Origin of the sequence: Tabrizicola sp., from assembly GCF_036781545.1 — a bacterium.
In the GTDB taxonomy this organism is placed as follows: Bacteria; Pseudomonadota; Alphaproteobacteria; order Rhodobacterales; family Rhodobacteraceae; genus Tabrizicola.
Map to the genome: position 1 here is coordinate 1 of NZ_DAIQAT010000072.1, position 16,405 is coordinate 16,405.

The 16,405-nt window shown below is 64.8% G+C and carries 17 protein-coding genes; 12 read left to right on the forward strand and 5 right to left on the reverse strand.

Features of this window, described 5'->3' with window-relative positions:
- The first annotated feature begins 157 nt into the window (after positions 1–157).
- From queA to V7Q39_RS12050, 5 genes are all read left to right on the forward strand, one after another.
- The gene (gene queA / locus V7Q39_RS12030) at positions 158–1,192 is read left to right on the forward strand and encodes a tRNA preQ1(34) S-adenosylmethionine ribosyltransferase-isomerase QueA (protein ID WP_333816824.1); all 1,035 of its coding nucleotides are present in this window, start codon (positions 158–160) and stop codon (positions 1,190–1,192) included.
- 10 nt (positions 1,193–1,202) lie between these two features.
- Positions 1,203–2,537 carry an MFS transporter gene (locus V7Q39_RS12035; protein WP_333816825.1) on the forward strand — a complete coding sequence of 445 codons (1,335 nt, stop codon included), beginning with the start codon at positions 1,203–1,205 and terminating at the stop codon, positions 2,535–2,537.
- Positions 2,538–2,592: 55 nt separating this feature from the next.
- Positions 2,593–3,177 (forward strand): DUF924 family protein, encoded by a 585-nt coding sequence (locus V7Q39_RS12040; RefSeq protein WP_333816826.1) that lies wholly within the window; start codon positions 2,593–2,595, stop codon positions 3,175–3,177.
- A 76-nt stretch (positions 3,178–3,253) separates the two neighbouring features.
- Entirely contained in the window at positions 3,254–4,651 is a 1,398-nt protein-coding gene (lpdA, locus tag V7Q39_RS12045) for a dihydrolipoyl dehydrogenase (RefSeq protein ID WP_333816827.1), read from the forward strand.
- A complete protein-coding gene (locus tag V7Q39_RS12050) occupies positions 4,623–5,207 on the forward strand; it encodes a methyltransferase domain-containing protein (protein WP_333816828.1) in 585 nt (194 codons plus the stop codon). Before lpdA ends, V7Q39_RS12050 begins: the two co-directional genes overlap by 29 nt.
- Here V7Q39_RS12050 and V7Q39_RS12055 read toward each other — a convergent pair.
- Positions 5,204–6,325, reverse strand: coding sequence for a sterol desaturase family protein (locus tag V7Q39_RS12055; protein WP_333816829.1), 1,122 nt, complete (start codon positions 6,323–6,325; stop codon positions 5,204–5,206). The two genes, V7Q39_RS12050 and V7Q39_RS12055, sit on opposite strands and share 4 nt — an antisense overlap.
- Before the next feature lie 16 nt (positions 6,326–6,341).
- Here V7Q39_RS12055 and V7Q39_RS12060 point away from each other — a divergent pair, with 16 nt between their 5' ends.
- Positions 6,342–7,481 carry an MFS transporter gene (locus V7Q39_RS12060; protein WP_333816830.1) on the forward strand — a complete coding sequence of 380 codons (1,140 nt, stop codon included), beginning with the start codon at positions 6,342–6,344 and terminating at the stop codon, positions 7,479–7,481.
- 2 nt (positions 7,482–7,483) lie between these two features.
- Here the strand turns inward: V7Q39_RS12060 and V7Q39_RS12065 are convergent, their stop codons facing one another.
- Complete coding sequence (locus V7Q39_RS12065; RefSeq protein ID WP_333816831.1) at positions 7,484–7,798, reverse strand: rhodanese-like domain-containing protein; 315 nt, start codon at positions 7,796–7,798, stop codon at positions 7,484–7,486.
- A 194-nt stretch (positions 7,799–7,992) separates the two neighbouring features.
- Here V7Q39_RS12065 and uvrA point away from each other — a divergent pair, with 194 nt between their 5' ends.
- From uvrA to V7Q39_RS12080, 3 genes are all read left to right on the forward strand, one after another.
- Positions 7,993–10,857 carry an excinuclease ABC subunit UvrA gene (gene uvrA, locus V7Q39_RS12070; protein WP_333816832.1) on the forward strand — a complete coding sequence of 955 codons (2,865 nt, stop codon included), beginning with the start codon at positions 7,993–7,995 and terminating at the stop codon, positions 10,855–10,857.
- A gap of 85 nt (positions 10,858–10,942) precedes the next feature.
- Positions 10,943–11,170, forward strand: coding sequence for a type II toxin-antitoxin system ParD family antitoxin (locus tag V7Q39_RS12075; RefSeq protein WP_333816833.1), 228 nt, complete (start codon positions 10,943–10,945; stop codon positions 11,168–11,170).
- A gap of 4 nt (positions 11,171–11,174) precedes the next feature.
- Complete coding sequence (locus tag V7Q39_RS12080; RefSeq protein WP_333816834.1) at positions 11,175–11,582, forward strand: type II toxin-antitoxin system RelE/ParE family toxin; 408 nt, start codon at positions 11,175–11,177, stop codon at positions 11,580–11,582.
- Here the strand turns inward: V7Q39_RS12080 and V7Q39_RS12085 are convergent.
- On the reverse strand, positions 11,498–12,997 hold the full coding sequence (locus V7Q39_RS12085) for a CoA-acylating methylmalonate-semialdehyde dehydrogenase (RefSeq protein ID WP_333816835.1): 1,500 nt from the start codon (positions 12,995–12,997) through the stop codon (positions 11,498–11,500). The two genes, V7Q39_RS12080 and V7Q39_RS12085, sit on opposite strands and share 85 nt — an antisense overlap.
- A gap of 160 nt (positions 12,998–13,157) precedes the next feature.
- On the opposite strand from V7Q39_RS12085, the gene V7Q39_RS12090 reads away from it, so the two are divergent.
- The 3 genes from V7Q39_RS12090 to coaD all read left to right on the forward strand — a co-directional run bounded on the left by V7Q39_RS12090 (position 13,158) and on the right by coaD (position 15,123).
- A complete protein-coding gene (locus tag V7Q39_RS12090) occupies positions 13,158–14,096 on the forward strand; it encodes a LysR family transcriptional regulator (protein WP_333816836.1) in 939 nt (312 codons plus the stop codon).
- A 27-nt stretch (positions 14,097–14,123) separates the two neighbouring features.
- Positions 14,124–14,558 carry a CBS domain-containing protein gene (locus V7Q39_RS12095; RefSeq protein ID WP_333816837.1) on the forward strand — a complete coding sequence of 145 codons (435 nt, stop codon included), beginning with the start codon at positions 14,124–14,126 and terminating at the stop codon, positions 14,556–14,558.
- 73 nt (positions 14,559–14,631) lie between these two features.
- Positions 14,632–15,123, forward strand: a complete 492-nt coding sequence (coaD, locus tag V7Q39_RS12100; RefSeq protein ID WP_333816838.1) for a pantetheine-phosphate adenylyltransferase — start codon at positions 14,632–14,634, stop codon at positions 15,121–15,123.
- Positions 15,124–15,176: 53 nt separating this feature from the next.
- Here the strand turns inward: coaD and V7Q39_RS12105 are convergent, their stop codons facing one another.
- Both V7Q39_RS12105 and gap read right to left on the reverse strand, forming a co-directional pair.
- Positions 15,177–15,353, reverse strand: a complete 177-nt coding sequence (locus V7Q39_RS12105; RefSeq protein ID WP_333816839.1) for a hypothetical protein — start codon at positions 15,351–15,353, stop codon at positions 15,177–15,179.
- A gap of 171 nt (positions 15,354–15,524) precedes the next feature.
- Positions 15,525–16,405: type I glyceraldehyde-3-phosphate dehydrogenase (gene gap / locus V7Q39_RS12110; RefSeq protein WP_333816840.1), on the reverse strand; the 881-nt coding region annotated here is incomplete at its 5' end.

Genomic DNA, 16,405 nt, shown 5'->3' on the forward strand with positions numbered 1-16,405 from the left:
AGGGCGAGGGGCTTTTCGGTTTCAACTACCGGCTGACCGGCACCACCGACGCGCCCAACGTGTCGGTGAACCCGCTGTCGGTGCTGACCCCCGGCATGTTCCGCGAGCTGTTCCGCCAGCGCCCGCCCAACCTGAAGGACGCCCAGGGGGGCGGGGGATGAAGCTCTCCGATTTCGACTTCGACCTGCCCGAGGCGCTGATCGCCACCCGGCCCGCGCGTCCGCGCCCCTCGGCCCGGTTGCTCCTGGCCGAAGGCGATACGATCAGCGACCGCCAGGTGAGCGATCTGGTCGACATCCTGCGCCCCGGCGACCGGCTGGTCCTGAACAACACCCGCGTCCTGCCCGCGCGGCTGTTCGGCACCCGGCGCCGCGGGGACGCCGTGGCGAAGATCGAGATTACGCTGCTGGAGCCCGGCCCGACCGGCTGGCGTGCGCTGGCAAAGCCCCTGCGCAAGCTGCAGGCGGGCGAGGTGATCCGCTTCTCCGACCGCCTCGCCGCGACCGTGGCGGCGAAAACCGAAACCGACCTTCTGCTCACATTCGATCTGACCGGCGCCGATTTCGACGCCGCTTTGGCCGAGGCCGGGGTGATGCCGCTTCCGCCCTATATCGCTGCGAAGCGCGCGGCGGATGATCAGGACCGCACCGATTACCAGACCGTCTTCGCCCGTCACTCCGGCGCGGTGGCAGCCCCCACGGCCAGCCTTCACTTCGACGAGGACCTGCTGAAGGCGCTGGCCGCCAAGGGGGTCGAGTTCACCGAAGTCACCCTGCATGTCGGCGCGGGCACCTTCCTGCCGGTGAAGGTCGAGGATGTGACCACCCACCGGATGCATGCCGAATGGGGCCGCGTCACGGCGGCGGCGGCGGGTGAGATCAATGCCACCAAGCGGGCAGGGGGCCGGGTGATCCCCGTCGGCACCACCGCCCTGCGGCTGATCGAAAGCGCTGCGGACGAAAGCGGCATCCTGCATCCGTTCGAAGCGGAGACAGACATCTTCATCTACCCCGGCTACCGCTTCCGCGTGACCGACGCGCTGATGACCAACTTCCACCTGCCGCGCTCGACGCTTCTGATGCTTGTCTCGGCACTCATGGGCAAGGCGCGGATCGATCGCATCTACCAACATGCGCTGCGCCATGAGTATCGTTTCTTCTCCTACGGCGATGCCTCGCTCCTGATTCCCTGAAAGGCCCCCCATGCTGCGTGTCCTCGCCCATTCCTGGCCGCTTCTGACCGGCGTGATGCTCCTGATGGTGGGCAACGGGGTGCAGGGCACACTGCTCGGCATCCGCGGCACGCTGGAAAGCTTCTCCACCTTCCAGCTGTCGGTGGTGATGTCGGCCTATTTCCTCGGCTTCCTGATCGGCTCGCGCCTCGCCCCCGCGATGATCCGCAACGTGGGCCATGTGCGGGTCTTCGCAGCCCTGGGCTCGGTTATCTCGGCGGTGCTGGTGCTGTATCCGATGCTGGTCGAATGGCAGGCCTGGGCCGCCATGCGCGTCATCATCGGCTTCGGCTTCGCCGGCATCTACATCACCGCCGAAAGCTGGCTGAACAACACCGCCACCAACGAGACGCGCGGCCAGGCGCTGTCGCTCTACATGATCGTGCAGATGCTGGGCATCGTCGCCAGCCAGCTTTTGCTCACCTTCGGCGACCCCTTCGGCTACGAGCTGTTCCTGATCCCCTCGGTCCTCGTCTCGCTGGCCTTCCTGCCGATCCTCCTGGCCGACAGCCCCGCCCCCACCTTCGACAGCGCGCAAAGGTTGGGCTTCCGCGAACTGTTCCGCATCTCGCCGGTGGGCTGCGTGTCGATGCTGATTTCGGGCGGCGTGTTCTCGGCCATGTTCGGCATGGCCTCGGTCTGGGGGACGCTCAGCCTTCTCTCGCTCACGCAGATCGCGCTTTTCACCACCTTTCTCTATGTCGGCGGGCTGGTGCTGCAATACCCGATCGGGCGCCTCTCCGACCGGATGGACCGGCGCAAGATCATGCTGTGGCTCGCGGTGGCGGCAGCGGCGGTGATGGCGGTGGCAACGGTGGTCAACCTGCCGTTCCCCGCGCTGCTGGCGGTGGCGGCGATCCTGGGCGGGATCACCTATCCGATGTATTCGCTGATCATCGCCTATACCAACGACTATCTCTCGCGTGAGCAGATGGCCTCCGCCTCGGCCGGGCTGATCTTCCTGAACGGTTTCGGCGCGATCTTCGGCCCGCTGGTGACGGGCTGGCTGATGGGACGGGTGGGGCCGCATGGCTTCTTCCTGTTCATCGGCCTGCTCTATGCGGCGCAGGCGGGTTATATCGGCTGGCGGATGACCCGGCGGCAGGCGCCCTCGGTCACCGATGCCTATGTGATCGTGACGCCGACCGCCTCGACCGTGGCCGCGACCGCGGTGATGGGCGCCGCGGCCGAGATCGGCCCCTCGCCGGAAAGCCCGGCCGCGGCGGCCCAGGCGGCCGAGGCGCTGATGATCCAGCATCCGGCCCCTGCGACCCCGGCGGAAAACCCGCCCGAGGGCAAAGCCTGAGGTTGCGCCGCCCCGCCCCGCCTGCCAGTCTGCAGGAAACGGAGGGGAGACGCCGATGTCGGATCCGATCGAGGTTCTGGAATTCTGGCTGCACGAGATCGGCCCGAAGGGCTGGTATGCTGGAGGCGACGAGATCGACACCCTCTGCCGCGACCGTTTCGGCGACCTCTGGCAATCCGCGCGGGACGGGGGTCTCGACCATTGGGTGGACGGCACCGTCGGCACGCTGGCCTACCTGATCCTGACAGACCAGATCCCCCGCAACATCCATCGCGGCACCGCGCTGGCCTTCGCCACCGACCCGCAGGCCCGCGCCGCTGCGCGCAAGGCGCTGGCCGAAGGCTGGGACCTGAACGCCCCCGAGCCCGAACGCCAGTTCTTCTACATGCCCTTTGAGCATTCCGAGGACCCGGAGGACCAGAAGCTTGCGGTGAAGTTCTTGACCGAACGGATGGCCTCCGATCCCGAGATGGCGCTGCACGCCCGCGCGCACCAAGAGATCATCGCCCGCTACGGCCGCTTCCCCACCCGCAATGACGCCCTCGGCCGGACCAGCAGCCCGGAAGAGCGGGCCTATCTCGACGAAGGTGGCTACATGGCGGTGGTGAACCGGCTGAAAAGCCATGCATCCGGCGCATAGGCCCATGGCACTGCCAATGTTGCTTGGATTTTTGAGATAGTTTAATGGCAAACTACTTTTTCTGGAGGAGGGAAAGATGGCTGCCCAAAGCTTCGACGTTATCGTGATCGGTGCCGGACCGGGGGGCTATGTCGCCGCCATCCGCGCCAGCCAGCTTGGCCTGAAGGTCGCCATCGTCGAACGTGAGCATCTGGGCGGCATCTGCCTGAACTGGGGCTGCATCCCGACCAAGGCGCTGCTGCGCAGTGCCGAGGTGTTCCACCTGATGCATCGCGCCAAGGACTTCGGGCTGAAGGCTGATGGCATCGGCTATGACCTCCCTGCCGTCGTCGCCCGGTCGCGCGGGGTGGCGAAGCAGCTGTCCGGCGGCATCGGCCATCTGATGAAGAAGAACAAGGTGACCGTCTTCATGGGCACGGCGACGCTGCCGAAGCAGGGCGTCGTCTCGGTCAAGACCGACAAGGGCACCGAGGAGCTGACGGCGAAGTCGATCATCCTCGCCACCGGCGCGCGGGCACGCGAACTTCCGGGGCTGGAGGCGGATGGCGATCTGGTCTGGTCCTACAAGCACGCGCTGGTCGCGTCCCGGATGCCGAAGAAACTGCTGGTGATCGGCTCCGGCGCCATCGGCATCGAATTTGCCAGCTTCTTCAACACGCTCGGTGCCGAAACCACCGTCGTCGAGGTGATGGACCGCATCCTTCCGGTGGAAGACGCTGAAATCAGCGCCTTCGCGAAAAAGGCTTTCATCAAGCAGGGGATGAAGATCCTGGAAAAGGCCGCGGTCAAGAAGCTGGACCGCAAGCCCGGGCAGGGCGTCACCGCCCATATCGAGCAGGACGGCAAGGTCACGACGCAGGGCTTCGACACGGTGATCTCTGCCGTCGGCATCGTCGGCAACGTGGAAAACCTCGGGCTGGAAGCGCTCGGCGTGAAGATCGACCGGACCCATGTGGTGACCGACGAATTCTGCCGCACCGGGGTCGATGGCCTCTATGCCATCGGCGACATCGCGGGGGCGCCCTGGCTTGCCCACAAGGCCAGCCATGAGGGCGTGATGGTGGCGGAACTGATCGCCGGGAAACACCCGCACCCGATCAAGCCGAACTCCATCGCGGGCTGCACCTATTGCCAGCCGCAGGTCGCCAGCGTGGGCCTGAGCGAGGCCAAGGCGAAAGAGGCAGGCTTTGAGATCAAGGTCGGCCATTTCCCCTTCATCGGCAACGGCAAGGCCATAGCGCTGGGGGAACCCGAGGGCATGATCAAGACCGTCTTCGATGCGAAGACGGGTGAGCTTCTGGGCGCCCATATGATCGGCGCGGAAGTGACCGAGCTGATCCAGGGCTATGTCATCGGCCGCACGCTGGAGACGACCGAGGAAGACCTGATGAACACCGTCTTCCCGCATCCGACGCTGTCCGAGATGATGCACGAAGCCGTGCTCGATGCCTACGGACGCGCACTCCACATCTGATGCGGGGCTGAACCGGATCGTGATGCAGAAGGCCAGCCGGGACTGGATCACGGGTCTCGGGCCGGAGCGGCTGGACGTTGCCGAACTCTCGGGCAAATGGGGTGAAGGCTTCCCGTTCCGCAGCTACCGCAGCCTGCAGTTCCGCAAGTTCGACCCCTGCCTCGGGCCGCTGCTGGACGAGGCCGGAAAGGTGGTGCGCTTCGACCTGATCCTCGCCAATCAGGTGTGGGAGCATGTCGACCGCCCCCATGCCGCCACCCGCAATATCTGGCGGATGCTGCGCCCCGGCGGCTGGTTCTGGCTCGCCGTGCCGTTCTTCATGCCCTACCACGCCGTCCCGGTCGACTGCTCGCGCTGGTCGGCGCGGGGGCTGGCGAACCTGCTGGTCGAGGCGGGCTTCGACCCGGACCGGGTGCAGGCGCATCAATGGGGCAACCGCCATGTCGCCGCCCGCAACCTGGAACTTCCCTGGCCACCGGAATACCGCGAGGGCGACGACCTGACCAATGACCCGGACTTCCCCGTCGTCACCTGGGCGATGGGGCAGCGCTACTAGTCCTCCCGGACCATTCGCACGGCGGCGGGCTGACGTTCCGAAGACGGCTGGCTTCGATAGGACATGCCTAAACCCGACCCGCCGCCAAGATCCCTGGCCAGTTTCCTGGCGGACCTTGCTACCAGGCGTCCCCATTGCTGGAAGGGATAAATCCAGATCAGGATCGGGTTCTTGTCACTGAGGCCCGAACTGAGCGCTCCCATTGGAGCATGGCAAGGGCCGGGATCATAATAGGTGCCGAAGGCGAGATCGAAGAGCGGGATCATGGTGGCGAGATTCTTGCCTTGGGCTTCCTTCACATCGGCATGATGCCAACGATGGAAGGCGGGCGAAGCCAGCACATATTTGAAAGGCCCGTGCGTCCAATCGAGATCGAGATGCACATAGAAATTGTGCATAAGCCGCAAGAGCGCGAGGATCGGGATCAACTGCGGTAGTTGCATCCAGGTCAGCAGGAACAGATAGGTGATCTGCATCGCCGTGCTTTCCAAAAAGTGGATGCGGAAGGTGGTGAAGCCGTTCACATGCGTGTCGGTGTGATGCGCCGCATGGGCGGGCCAGCCCCAGCGTGTATGCATGGCGCGGTGCAGGAAGTAGTCGCAGAAATCGCGCCCTACTATGACCAGCAGGAAGCCGATCCAGACCGCCGGCCCGGCCCAGAAATCGGCGGGAAGGGTCGGGATGTGGAGTGCGCTGTAGATACGCTGGGCAAAGCCATTGATTTCCTGGTGGAAAAACAAGCTGACTGTCATGTTCATGACATGAACGACAAAGGTGGTTGCAGTGTTCTGAAAGGCGTGGCGGCTAAGTTCGTCGGTCTTGCGGAAGCCGAAATAGAGGATCAGCGAGAAGATGGTGCAGATGAGATAGAACGCTGGCTCGCGCAGTGTCCGGATGAAATCGTTGATTGTGTCGAACAAATCCATCGGCCGTCGGTCCTGTCTGATTGCGCACATGATCGAGATCCGATCCTGCGGCACGGATGCCCGATGCAGCGATTGCCGACCAATGTGGCGCAAGTTTGACGGATTTTGCATTGCCCGGCCATGGGCCTTTCTGATGCGCATCGCCGGGAATGGCGCTGGAAACCTGGGCAAGCAGAGGATACGAAGCGCCATGCGCAAGCCTCCTCCGATGGTTCTTGTCGTTCTTTTATGGGCCGCCGGCCTCGGCGCCGCGGCCCAGTTCGGCAAGATCTCGATCCTCTACGAAACCCTCCGCGCCAGCTACGGCGGGAATGGCGAGGTCGCCCTCGGCCTCGTCGTCTCCATCGTCGGCATGGTCGGCCTGATCTTCGGCACCACGGCGGGCCTTCTGGTTGCCCGCATCGGCCCCCGTCGCGCCATTCTGGCCGCGCTGGCCGCCGGGGCCGCCATGTCCGCCCTCCAGTCCCTGATGCCCGCCTATCCCCTGATGCTCGCCTCCCGCATCGTCGAGGGCGCGAGCCACCTTGCCATCGTCGTCGTCGGCCCAACGATGATCGCCGCGCTGGCCCCGGAGCACCGTCGCCCCCTCGCCATGACCCTCTGGTCGTCGTTCTTCGGTGTGACCTACGCCATCCTCGCCCTGGTCGGCCCCCACGTCACCCCCACTACCCTTTTCCTCGGCCACGCCGCCTATATGGCCGCCCTCGCCGCGATCCTGGCCCTGACCCTGCCGCCGGACCCGCGCCATGATCACCTCCCGCTTGGCAACCTTCTCGCCCAGCACGCCGAGATCTACCTCTCGCCCCGCCTCTCTGCCCCGGCGATGGGGTTCTGCTGCTACACCTTCCTCTATGTCGCCATCCTGACGCTTCTTCCGCCGGAAACCCCCGAGACCCACCGCGCGCTCATCGCCGCCGGGATGCCGCTCGTCTCCATCGCCGTGTCGCTGACCCTGGGGGTGAGGCTCCTCGGCCGGATGTCCGCCGTCCGCCTGGTCCAGTACGGCTACGCCGCCGCCATCCCGGGCTTCCTGCTTCTGTGGGTGTTCTGGGGGCAGGGGGCCGGGATGGTGGCGGGCGGGTTCCTGCTTTCCGCCGCGCTGGGGATCGTCCAGGGCGCCAGCTTCGCCTCGATCCCCGAGCTGAACGCCACGCCGGAAGATCGCGCCCGCGCCGCCGGGGCGGTGGCGCAACTCGGCAACCTCGGGACGACCACCGGCACGCCGGTGCTTGCCGCGCTTCTCGCCAGTGCCGGGCCTGCGGGCCTGGGCCTTGCCGCCGTCACCCTCTGCTGCGCGGGGATCGCCATCCACGCGGTGCAGAAGGCCCGGCGGCAGCGTCTGGCCTGAGTTTACAGCGCCACCACCGCGCCGCCGCCTGCCGCCCAGTCGCGCAGGCCGCCAAGGTTGACCACCGGCCCATAGCCCATCCGGGTCAGCGTCTCGGCCGCCATCCCCGACCGCCCGCCCGAGGCGCAGTAGACCGCCACCGGCAGCCCCTGCGGCAATTCGCATCCCGGTTGGCGCGGGTCGCATTTCAGCGGCAGCAGCGACAGCGGGATCAGCCTCGCCCCCTGGGCCACGCCCGACGCCCTGGCCTCGGCCAGCTCGCGGACGTCGATCAGCAGCATCCGGCCCTGAGCCACCTGCTCGGCGACTTCGGTCATGCTGGGCTTGGGGGCAGAGCGGAAGATGGAAAACATGGGGCACCTCGGTTTGTCGTGAATACCTATATAACTTTGAAGGTGATAAAGTAAAGTCCGCTGATTTGGTGAGTACCGTTCATGGTCCGTTCACATTTTCCGGTTGGAGACTCGTCGGAAGTAACCTATCTCTGCGACTGCTGGGTCGAGGACGGGTCATGGCGGAACAGAAGTTCATCGAAGTGCGCGGCGCGCGCGAGCACAACCTCAAGGGCGTCGATGTCGCGATCCCCCGCGACCAGCTGGTGGTGATCACCGGGCTGTCGGGCTCGGGCAAGTCCTCGCTGGCCTTCGACACGATCTATGCGGAAGGCCAGCGCCGCTATGTCGAAAGCCTGTCGGCCTATGCCCGGCAGTTTCTCGACATGATGGGCAAGCCGGATGTGGATCATATCTCGGGCCTGTCCCCCGCCATTTCCATCGAGCAGAAGACCACCTCGAAGAACCCCCGCTCGACCGTCGGCACGGTGACGGAGATCTACGATTACCTGCGCCTTTTGTTCGCCCGGGTCGGCACGCCCTATTCCCCGGCGACCGGCTTGCCGATCACCGCGATGCAGGTGCAGGACATGGTGGACGCCGTGATGGCGATGGAAGAGGGGACGCGGGCCTATCTGCTGGCCCCGATCATTCGTGACCGCAAGGGCGAGTATCGCAAGGAGTTCCTGGAGCTGCGCAAGCAGGGCTTCCAGCGGGTGAAGGTCAATGGTGCCTTCTATGAGCTGGAGGAGCCGCCGACGCTGGACAAGAAGTTCCGCCACAACATCGACGTGGTGGTCGACCGGATCGTCGTGCGCGAGGGGATCGAGACGCGGCTGGCCGACAGCTTCCGCACCGCATTGAACCTGGCTGACGGGATCGCGGTGATCGAACTGGCCGAGGCGAAGGAGGGCGAAGAACCCCAGCGCATCACCTATTCCGAGAAATTCGCCTGCCCGGTTTCCGGCTTCACCATCGCCGAGATCGAGCCGAGGCTCTTCTCTTTCAACGCGCCCTTCGGCGCCTGCCCGGTCTGCGACGGGCTGGGGATGGAGCTCTTCTTCGACGAACGGCTGGTGGTGCCAGACCAGAACCTGACCCTGTTGCAGGGCGCCATCGCGCCCTGGGCCAAGTCGAAATCGCCTTACCTGACCCAGACGATGGAGGCTTTGTCCAAGCACTACGGCTTCAACCTGAAGGCCAAGTGGAAGGACCTGCCCGACAGCGTGAAGGAGCTGTTCCTGCGCGGCTCGAACGGCGAGGAGATCGAGTTTCGCTATGACGAGGGCGGTCGGGTCTATCAGGTGAAGCGGGTCTATGAGGGCATCATCCCCAACATGGAACGCCGCTACCGCGAGACCGACAGCGCCTGGAGCCGCGAGGAGATGGAGCGCTACCAGTCGAACCGGGCCTGCGGGGCCTGTGGCGGCTATCGCCTGAAGCCCGAGGCGCTGGCGGTGAAGATCGCGGGCCTGCATATCGGCCAGGTGGTGCAGATGTCGATCACCGAGGCCTTCGCCTGGGTGGAGGGCGTGGCGGAGACCTTGACCAAGCAGCAGAACGAGATCGCCCGCGCGATCCTGAAGGAAATCCGCGAACGCCTTGGTTTCCTTGTCAATGTCGGCCTGAACTACCTAACGATGAGCCGGGCGGCGGGCACGCTTTCTGGCGGGGAATCGCAGCGGATCAGGCTGGCGTCGCAGATCGGGTCGGGCTTGACCGGCGTGCTCTATGTGCTGGACGAGCCGAGTATCGGCCTGCACCAGCGCGACAACGACCGGCTTCTGACCACGCTGAAGAACCTGCGCGATGCGGGCAATACCGTGCTGGTGGTGGAGCATGACGAGGATGCTATCCGCGAGGCGGATTATGTCTTCGACATGGGGCCGGGCGCCGGGGTGCATGGCGGGCAGGTGGTGAGCCACGGCACGCCCGCCGAGGTGGCGGCGGACCCGGCCAGCCTGACCGGCCAGTATCTTTCCGGCACGCGGGAGATTTCGGTGCCGAAGGTGCGGCGCAAGGGGAACGGCAAGAAGTTGGTGGTCGTCGGCGCGACGGGGAACAACCTGAAAAGCGTCACCGCCGAATTCCCGCTGGGCAAGTTCGTTTGCGTGACCGGGGTGTCGGGGGGCGGCAAGTCCTCGCTGACCATCGAGACGCTCTACAAGACCGCCGCGATGCGCCTGAACGGCGCACATGAGACGCCGGCGCCCTGCGAGACGATCAAGGGGTTCGAGCATCTGGACAAGGTGATCGACATCGACCAGCGGCCCATCGGCCGGACCCCGCGGTCAAACCCGGCCACCTATACCGGGGCCTTCACGCCCATCCGCGACTGGTTCGCGGGGCTGCCGGAATCGAAGGCGCGGGGCTACGGTCCCGGACGGTTCAGCTTCAACGTCAAGGGTGGGCGCTGTGAAGCCTGCCAGGGCGATGGCGTATTGAAGATCGAGATGAACTTCCTGCCCGACGTCTATGTCACCTGCGAGACCTGCAAGGGCCATCGCTACAACCGTGAGACTCTGGAAATAAAGTTCAAGAACAAGAGCATCGCCGATGTTCTTGACATGACATGCGAAGATGCGCGCGACTTCTTCCAGGCGGTCCCCGCGATCCGCGAGAAGATGGATGCTCTGGTCGAGGTGGGGCTGGGCTATATCAAGGTCGGCCAGCAGGCGACCACGCTCTCGGGCGGCGAGGCGCAGCGGGTGAAGCTCTCTAAGGAGCTCAGCCGCCGGGCGACCGGGCGGACGCTGTACATCCTTGATGAACCGACCACCGGGCTCCACTTCGAGGATGTGAGGAAGCTTCTGGAAGTGCTTCATTCCCTTGTGGAACAGGGCAACACGGTGGTGGTGATCGAGCACAATCTGGACGTGGTGAAAACCGCCGACTGGGTGATCGACATCGGCCCCGAAGGCGGCGACGGCGGCGGCGAGATCGTGGCGACCGGCACGCCGGAGGATGTGGTCAAGGTCGCAGCCAGCCACACCGGGCATTATCTGAAGGATTTGCTGAAGCCCCGGCGGGTGGCGGCGGAATAGGATAGGCAACCTGCCTGTAGCTGCTCGGGCCGTTGATTTCTGGCTATCATGGCCCTATGATGGCCAAGTTAGCCATGAGGATGCCATGCCCAATGTGCAACTGACCGAAGCGATGCAGGACTATGCCGAACGGCAGGTCAGGTCCGGCGCCTATGCCAATGTCTCGGAGGTCGTGCGCGCCGGGATGCGCAAGCTGATGGACGAGGACGGGGCGACCGCCTTCTACCGCCTGAAGCGCGAACTGGGAGAGGCGATGGCTGAACCTGTAGTGGACGTCGATCTGGACGAGTTGTTTTCCGTGAAGCGCGGGTAGCCTTTTGCCGATTCAGTTCCGGGCAAGGGCCATTGCTGATCTTGAGCAGATAAAGTCCTGGGGCGTGGCGGAATGGGGCGAGGACCGGACCGACGCCTTTCTGGCAGCGATGCGGGCGTCGGTTTTCCGGCTTGCCGAATTTCCTCATCTCGGCAGCCCGCGACCTGCACTTCACCCGTTGCTACGGTCGATGCGCTTTGAAGGCTATCTGATCTTCTACGTGAATGAACCTGAAGGCCCGACCATCGTCGCTGTGCTGCACGAGCGCCGCAATCACGCGGCGCTCGACTTTTCATCGAGGTGGACCGTGACCGGTGAGGCCGTCGTTCAATCCAGCGCCTTGAAGTTCAGGCTGGCGCCATCCTTGATGCCGCTGAACCAGCGCGCGGTGACGGTCTTGGTCTTGGTGTAGAAGCGGAAGGCATCCGGCCCGTATTGGTTCAGATCGCCGAAGGCCGAGCGTTTCCAGCCGCCGAACGAGAAGTAGGACAGCGGCACCGGGATCGGGAAGTTGATCCCGACCATGCCCACGTTCACCCGGCTGGCGAAGTCGCGGGCGGTGTCGCCGTCGGCGGTATAGATCGCGGTGCCGTTGCCGTATTCGTTGTCCATCACCAGCTTCAGCGCGGCGTCGTAGGAGGGCATCCGCACGGTCGAGAGGACCGGGCCGAAGATTTCCTGCTTGTAGATGTCCATCTCGGGCGTGACATGGTCGAAGAGCGTGGCGCCGACGAAGAAGCCGTTCTCATAGCCCTGGATCTTCAGCCCGCGGCCGTCGACCACCAGCTTCGCACCCTGGTCCACGCCGGAGGTGATCAGACCCTTGACGCGTTCCTGCGCTTGCTTGGTGATCAGCGGGCCGAAATCCACATCGTTTCCGGCGGTATAGGGGGCGACCTTCAACTTCTCGATCCGCGGGATCAGGCGCTCGACCAGCGCGTCGGCAGTCTTTTCACCGACCGGAACGGCGACCGAGATCGCCATGCAACGTTCCCCCGCCGCGCCGTAGCCTGCACCCACCAGCGCATCCGCCGCCTTGTCGAGATCGGCGTCGGGCATGATGATCATGTGGTTCTTCGCGCCGCCGAAGCATTGCGCGCGCTTGCCGTTACTGGCAGCCCGGCCATAGATGTATTGCGCGATCGGGGTGGAGCCGACGAAGCCCACGCCCTGGATCACCGGATGGTCGAGAATGCCGTCCACCACCTCCTTGTCGCCGTTCACCACCTGCAACACGCCGTCCGGCAGGCCCGCCTGTTGCAGCAGTTCCGCGAGGAAGAGCGAGGTCGAGGGCACCCGCTCCGACGGTTTCAGGATCATCGCATTGCCCGAGGAGATCGCCGGGCCGATCTTCCACAGCGGGATCATGGCGGGGAAGTTGAACGGCGTGATTCCGGCAACGACGCCAAGGGGTTGCCGCATGGCGTAAAGGTCGATGCCCGGACCGGCGCTGTCCATCATCTCGCCCTTCAGCATCGCCGGGGCGCCCATGCAGACCTCGATCACCTCAAGGCCGCGCTGCACGTCGCCCTTGGCGTCGGGAATGGTCTTGCCATGTTCGCGCGCGACCATCTCGGCCAGCTTGTCCATGTTCTGGTTGATCAGCGCGCCGAAGGCCATCATCACCCGGGCGCGGCGCTGCGGGTTGGTCGCGGCCCAGCCCACCTGCGCCTTCGCGGCCTCCTGGATCGCGTGGTCCAGCTCGCCCAGCGTGGCCAGCGCGACGCGGGACTGCACTTCGCCGGTGGCGGGGTTGTAGATGTCGCTGAAGCGGCCGGAAGTCCCGGCGACCTGCTTGCCGTTGATCCAGTGTCCGATCTCTTGCATGAGAATCCCTCCTATGGTTGCAAACCTTTTATCCTTGCACAAACGCCAGACAAAGCGGCAATGTGCCAAAAGCATTTTGCAGGATTGCATGCCTCCTCGTTGCCTTTCAGGCGCTCGTCGGGGCCTTACGACGAGAAGCGAAGCGCACGAGGAGTTTGCCTTGGACTGGGACGACCTGCGCGTGTTCCTTGCGGTGGCGCGGACGGAAAGCCTGTCGGCGGCGGGCAAGCGACTGAAGATCGACCCGGCCACGGTGGGCCGCCGCATCGCAAGGCTGGAGGAGGCGACGAAGGCCCGGCTCTTCAGCAAATCCCCGCAGGGCTATGCCCTGACCGAAGAAGGCGCGCGGCTGATCCCGCATGCGGAAACCGCCGAACGCGCGGCGCTGGGGGCGGAGGAAAGCCTGTCCGGGCCCGGCGGGTTGACCGGGTTGATCCGTCTCGGCGCCCCGGATGGTTGTGCGAACTACCTTCTGCCGCAGGTTCTGGCGCCTATCTGCGATGCCAATCCGGGGCTGGAGGTGCAGATCGTGGCGCTGCCCCGCGTCTTCAATCTGTCCAAGCGCGAGGCGGACATGGCGATAGCCGTCAGCCGCCCCGAGGCCGGGCGGCTGACCGTGCAGAAGCTGACCGACTACCGCCTGCATCTGGCCGCGAGCCGCGACTATCTGGCCAGCGCTCCCGCGATCCACAGCCCGCAGGACCTGATCCCGCATCGGATCGTCGGCTATATCCCCGACCTGATCTTCGACAAGGAACTGGACTACCTGGCCGAGATCGGCATCGGGCCAGCGACACTGACCTCCAACTCGGTCTCGGTGCAGCTGAACTGGCTGCGGCACGGGGCAGGGGTCGGCGTGGTGCATGATTTTGCGCTGCCCGCCGCCCCCGGACTGACCCGCATCCTGACCGGCCAGATCAGTCTTACCCGCAGCTTCTGGCTTATCCGCCATGAAAGCGACACCCGGCTGGACCGGCTGAACCGCTTTGCCGACCAGCTGACCCGCGAGGCCCGGGCCGAGATGGCGCGGCTGGAAACTGTACTTCGGCAGGACGAAAAGCCGCGCTTGACAGAATCCCCTTTCCGGCCCGACCCTTGACCTCCGGTCAGGAGGAGGGGCCGTCCCATGCTCGTACAGCAGATCCTCGCATCCAAGGGCGATCACGGCGTGATCACGGTGGCACCCGGAACTTCGGTCCAGGCGGTGGCCGAGCTTCTGTCGTCGAAGCGCATCGGGGCGGTGATCGTCTCGGCGGATGGCAAGACGGCCAAGGGCATCGTGTCCGAGCGCGACATCGTGCGCGAGTTGGGAAAACGCGGTTCCGTCTGCCTGGGCGACAAGGTAGAAACCCTGATGACCGCGAAGATCGTCTCCTGCACCCGGACGGAAGGCACCGATGCGGTGCTGGGCCGGATGACCGACGGCCGCTTCCGCCACATGCCGGTGATCGAGGAGGGGCAGATGATCGGCCTCATCTCCATCGGCGACGTGGTCAAGGCCCGGCTGATGGAGCTGGCTGCGGAAAAGGACGCGCTGGAAGGCATGATCAAGGGCTTCTGATCCGGTAGAAAGCCCTTGCGCCCCGCCGCGCAATATTGTTGCGTGCGCGGGTCGGGCGGCTGCGGAGGACACCATGCGCATCGGGCTTTATCCGGGGACCTTCGACCCGATCACCCTTGGTCATACCGACATCATCCAGCGCGCGATGGCGCTGGTCGACCGGCTGGTGATCGGGGTGGCGATCAACCGCGACAAGGGGCCGCTCTTCACGCTGGAAGAGCGGGTGGCAATGGTCGAGGCCGAATGCGCGGCGATCACTGCAAAGACCGGGGGCGAGATCGTCGTCCACCCGTTCGAGAACCTGTTGATCGACTGCGCGCGCGACGTGGGCGCCGGGATCATCATCCGCGGCCTGCGGGCGGTGGCGGATTTCGAATACGAATTCCAGATGGTCGGGATGAACCGGGCGCTGGATGCCAGCATCGAGACGGTCTTCATGATGGCCGATGCCCGGCGGCAGGCCATCGCCTCGAAACTGGTGAAGGAAATCGCCCGGCTGGGGGGCGACGTGTCGAAATTCGTCCCGGCCCCGGTCGTGGGCGCGCTGGCGGGCAAATACGCCTGACATGCAAAAGGGGCCCGAAGGCCCCCGCATCAGCCCGGCAGTGACTGCCTGGCTCAGGCCACCTTGCCGTAGACGGCTTCGCGCGCAAGACGCTCGGCGTCGCCCGGGTAGATCCCCAGGTCCAGCGCGATGTCGGCGGGCAGGTTGGCAATCTCGCTGCGGGTCTTGCGATACAGCGCATAGTTCGCGGCGGCGGTCTTCAGCATTTCATACACAGAGGTCATCTTCATCGTCCTTCTCATCGGCGAGGGGTCTGCTTTTCCTTCTCGCGTGGCCAGAACATAATGATTTCGTTAGCGCCAACAACGACCAATGCTGCGGTGCGGCTATGCGGGGGTTGCATGGCTTTGGAAAATAAAAAAGGCGCCCTAAGGCGCCAATTTCCTGAATTTTCAATAAGATCAGATCAGCTTGCCCATCGCGACCGCCGTATCAGCCATGCGATTGGAGAAACCCCATTCGTTGTCATACCAGCTCAGGATCGACACGAAGGTCCCGTCCATCACCTTGGTCTGGTCCATGTGGAAGACGGAGGAATGCGGGTCGTGGTTGAAGTCCGACGACACCAGCTTCTCGTTGGTATAGCCAAGGATGCCTTTCAGCGGCCCGTCCGCCGCCGCCTTGATCGCGGCATTCACCTCCTCGACCGAGGTCGCGCGCTTGGCGATGAACTTCAGGTCCACGACCGAGACGTTCGGCGTCGGCACCCGCATGGCGAAGCCGTCGAGCTTGCCTTTCAGTTCGGGCAGCACCAGCCCCACCGCCTTTGCGGCCCCGGTGGAGGTCGGGATCATCGACAGCGCCGCAGCGCGGGCGCGGTACAGATCCTTGTGCATCGTGTCCAGCGTCGGCTGGTCGCCGGTATAGCTGTGGATCGTGGTCATCATGCCCTTCTCGATCCCGATGGCGTTGTTCAGCACATAGGCCACGGGCGACAGGCAGTTGGTGGTGCAGGAGGCGTTGGAGACGACGATGTCATCCTTCGTCAGCGTCTTGTCGTTGACGCCGTAGACGATGGTCTTGTCGGCCCCGTCGCCGGGCGCGCTGATCAGCACGCGCTTCGAGCCGTTTTCCAGATGCGGCAGGCATTTCTCCTTGGAGGTGAAGATGCCGGTGCATTCCAGCACGATGTCCACATCACCCCAGGGCAGGTCGGCGGGGTTCTTCAGCGCCGTCACCCGCATCGGTCCGCGGCCGACGTCGATGGTATCGGCGCCCGTCGTTACCGTGGCCGGGAACTTGCCATGCACCGAATCATAGCGCAGCAGATGGGCGTTGGTCT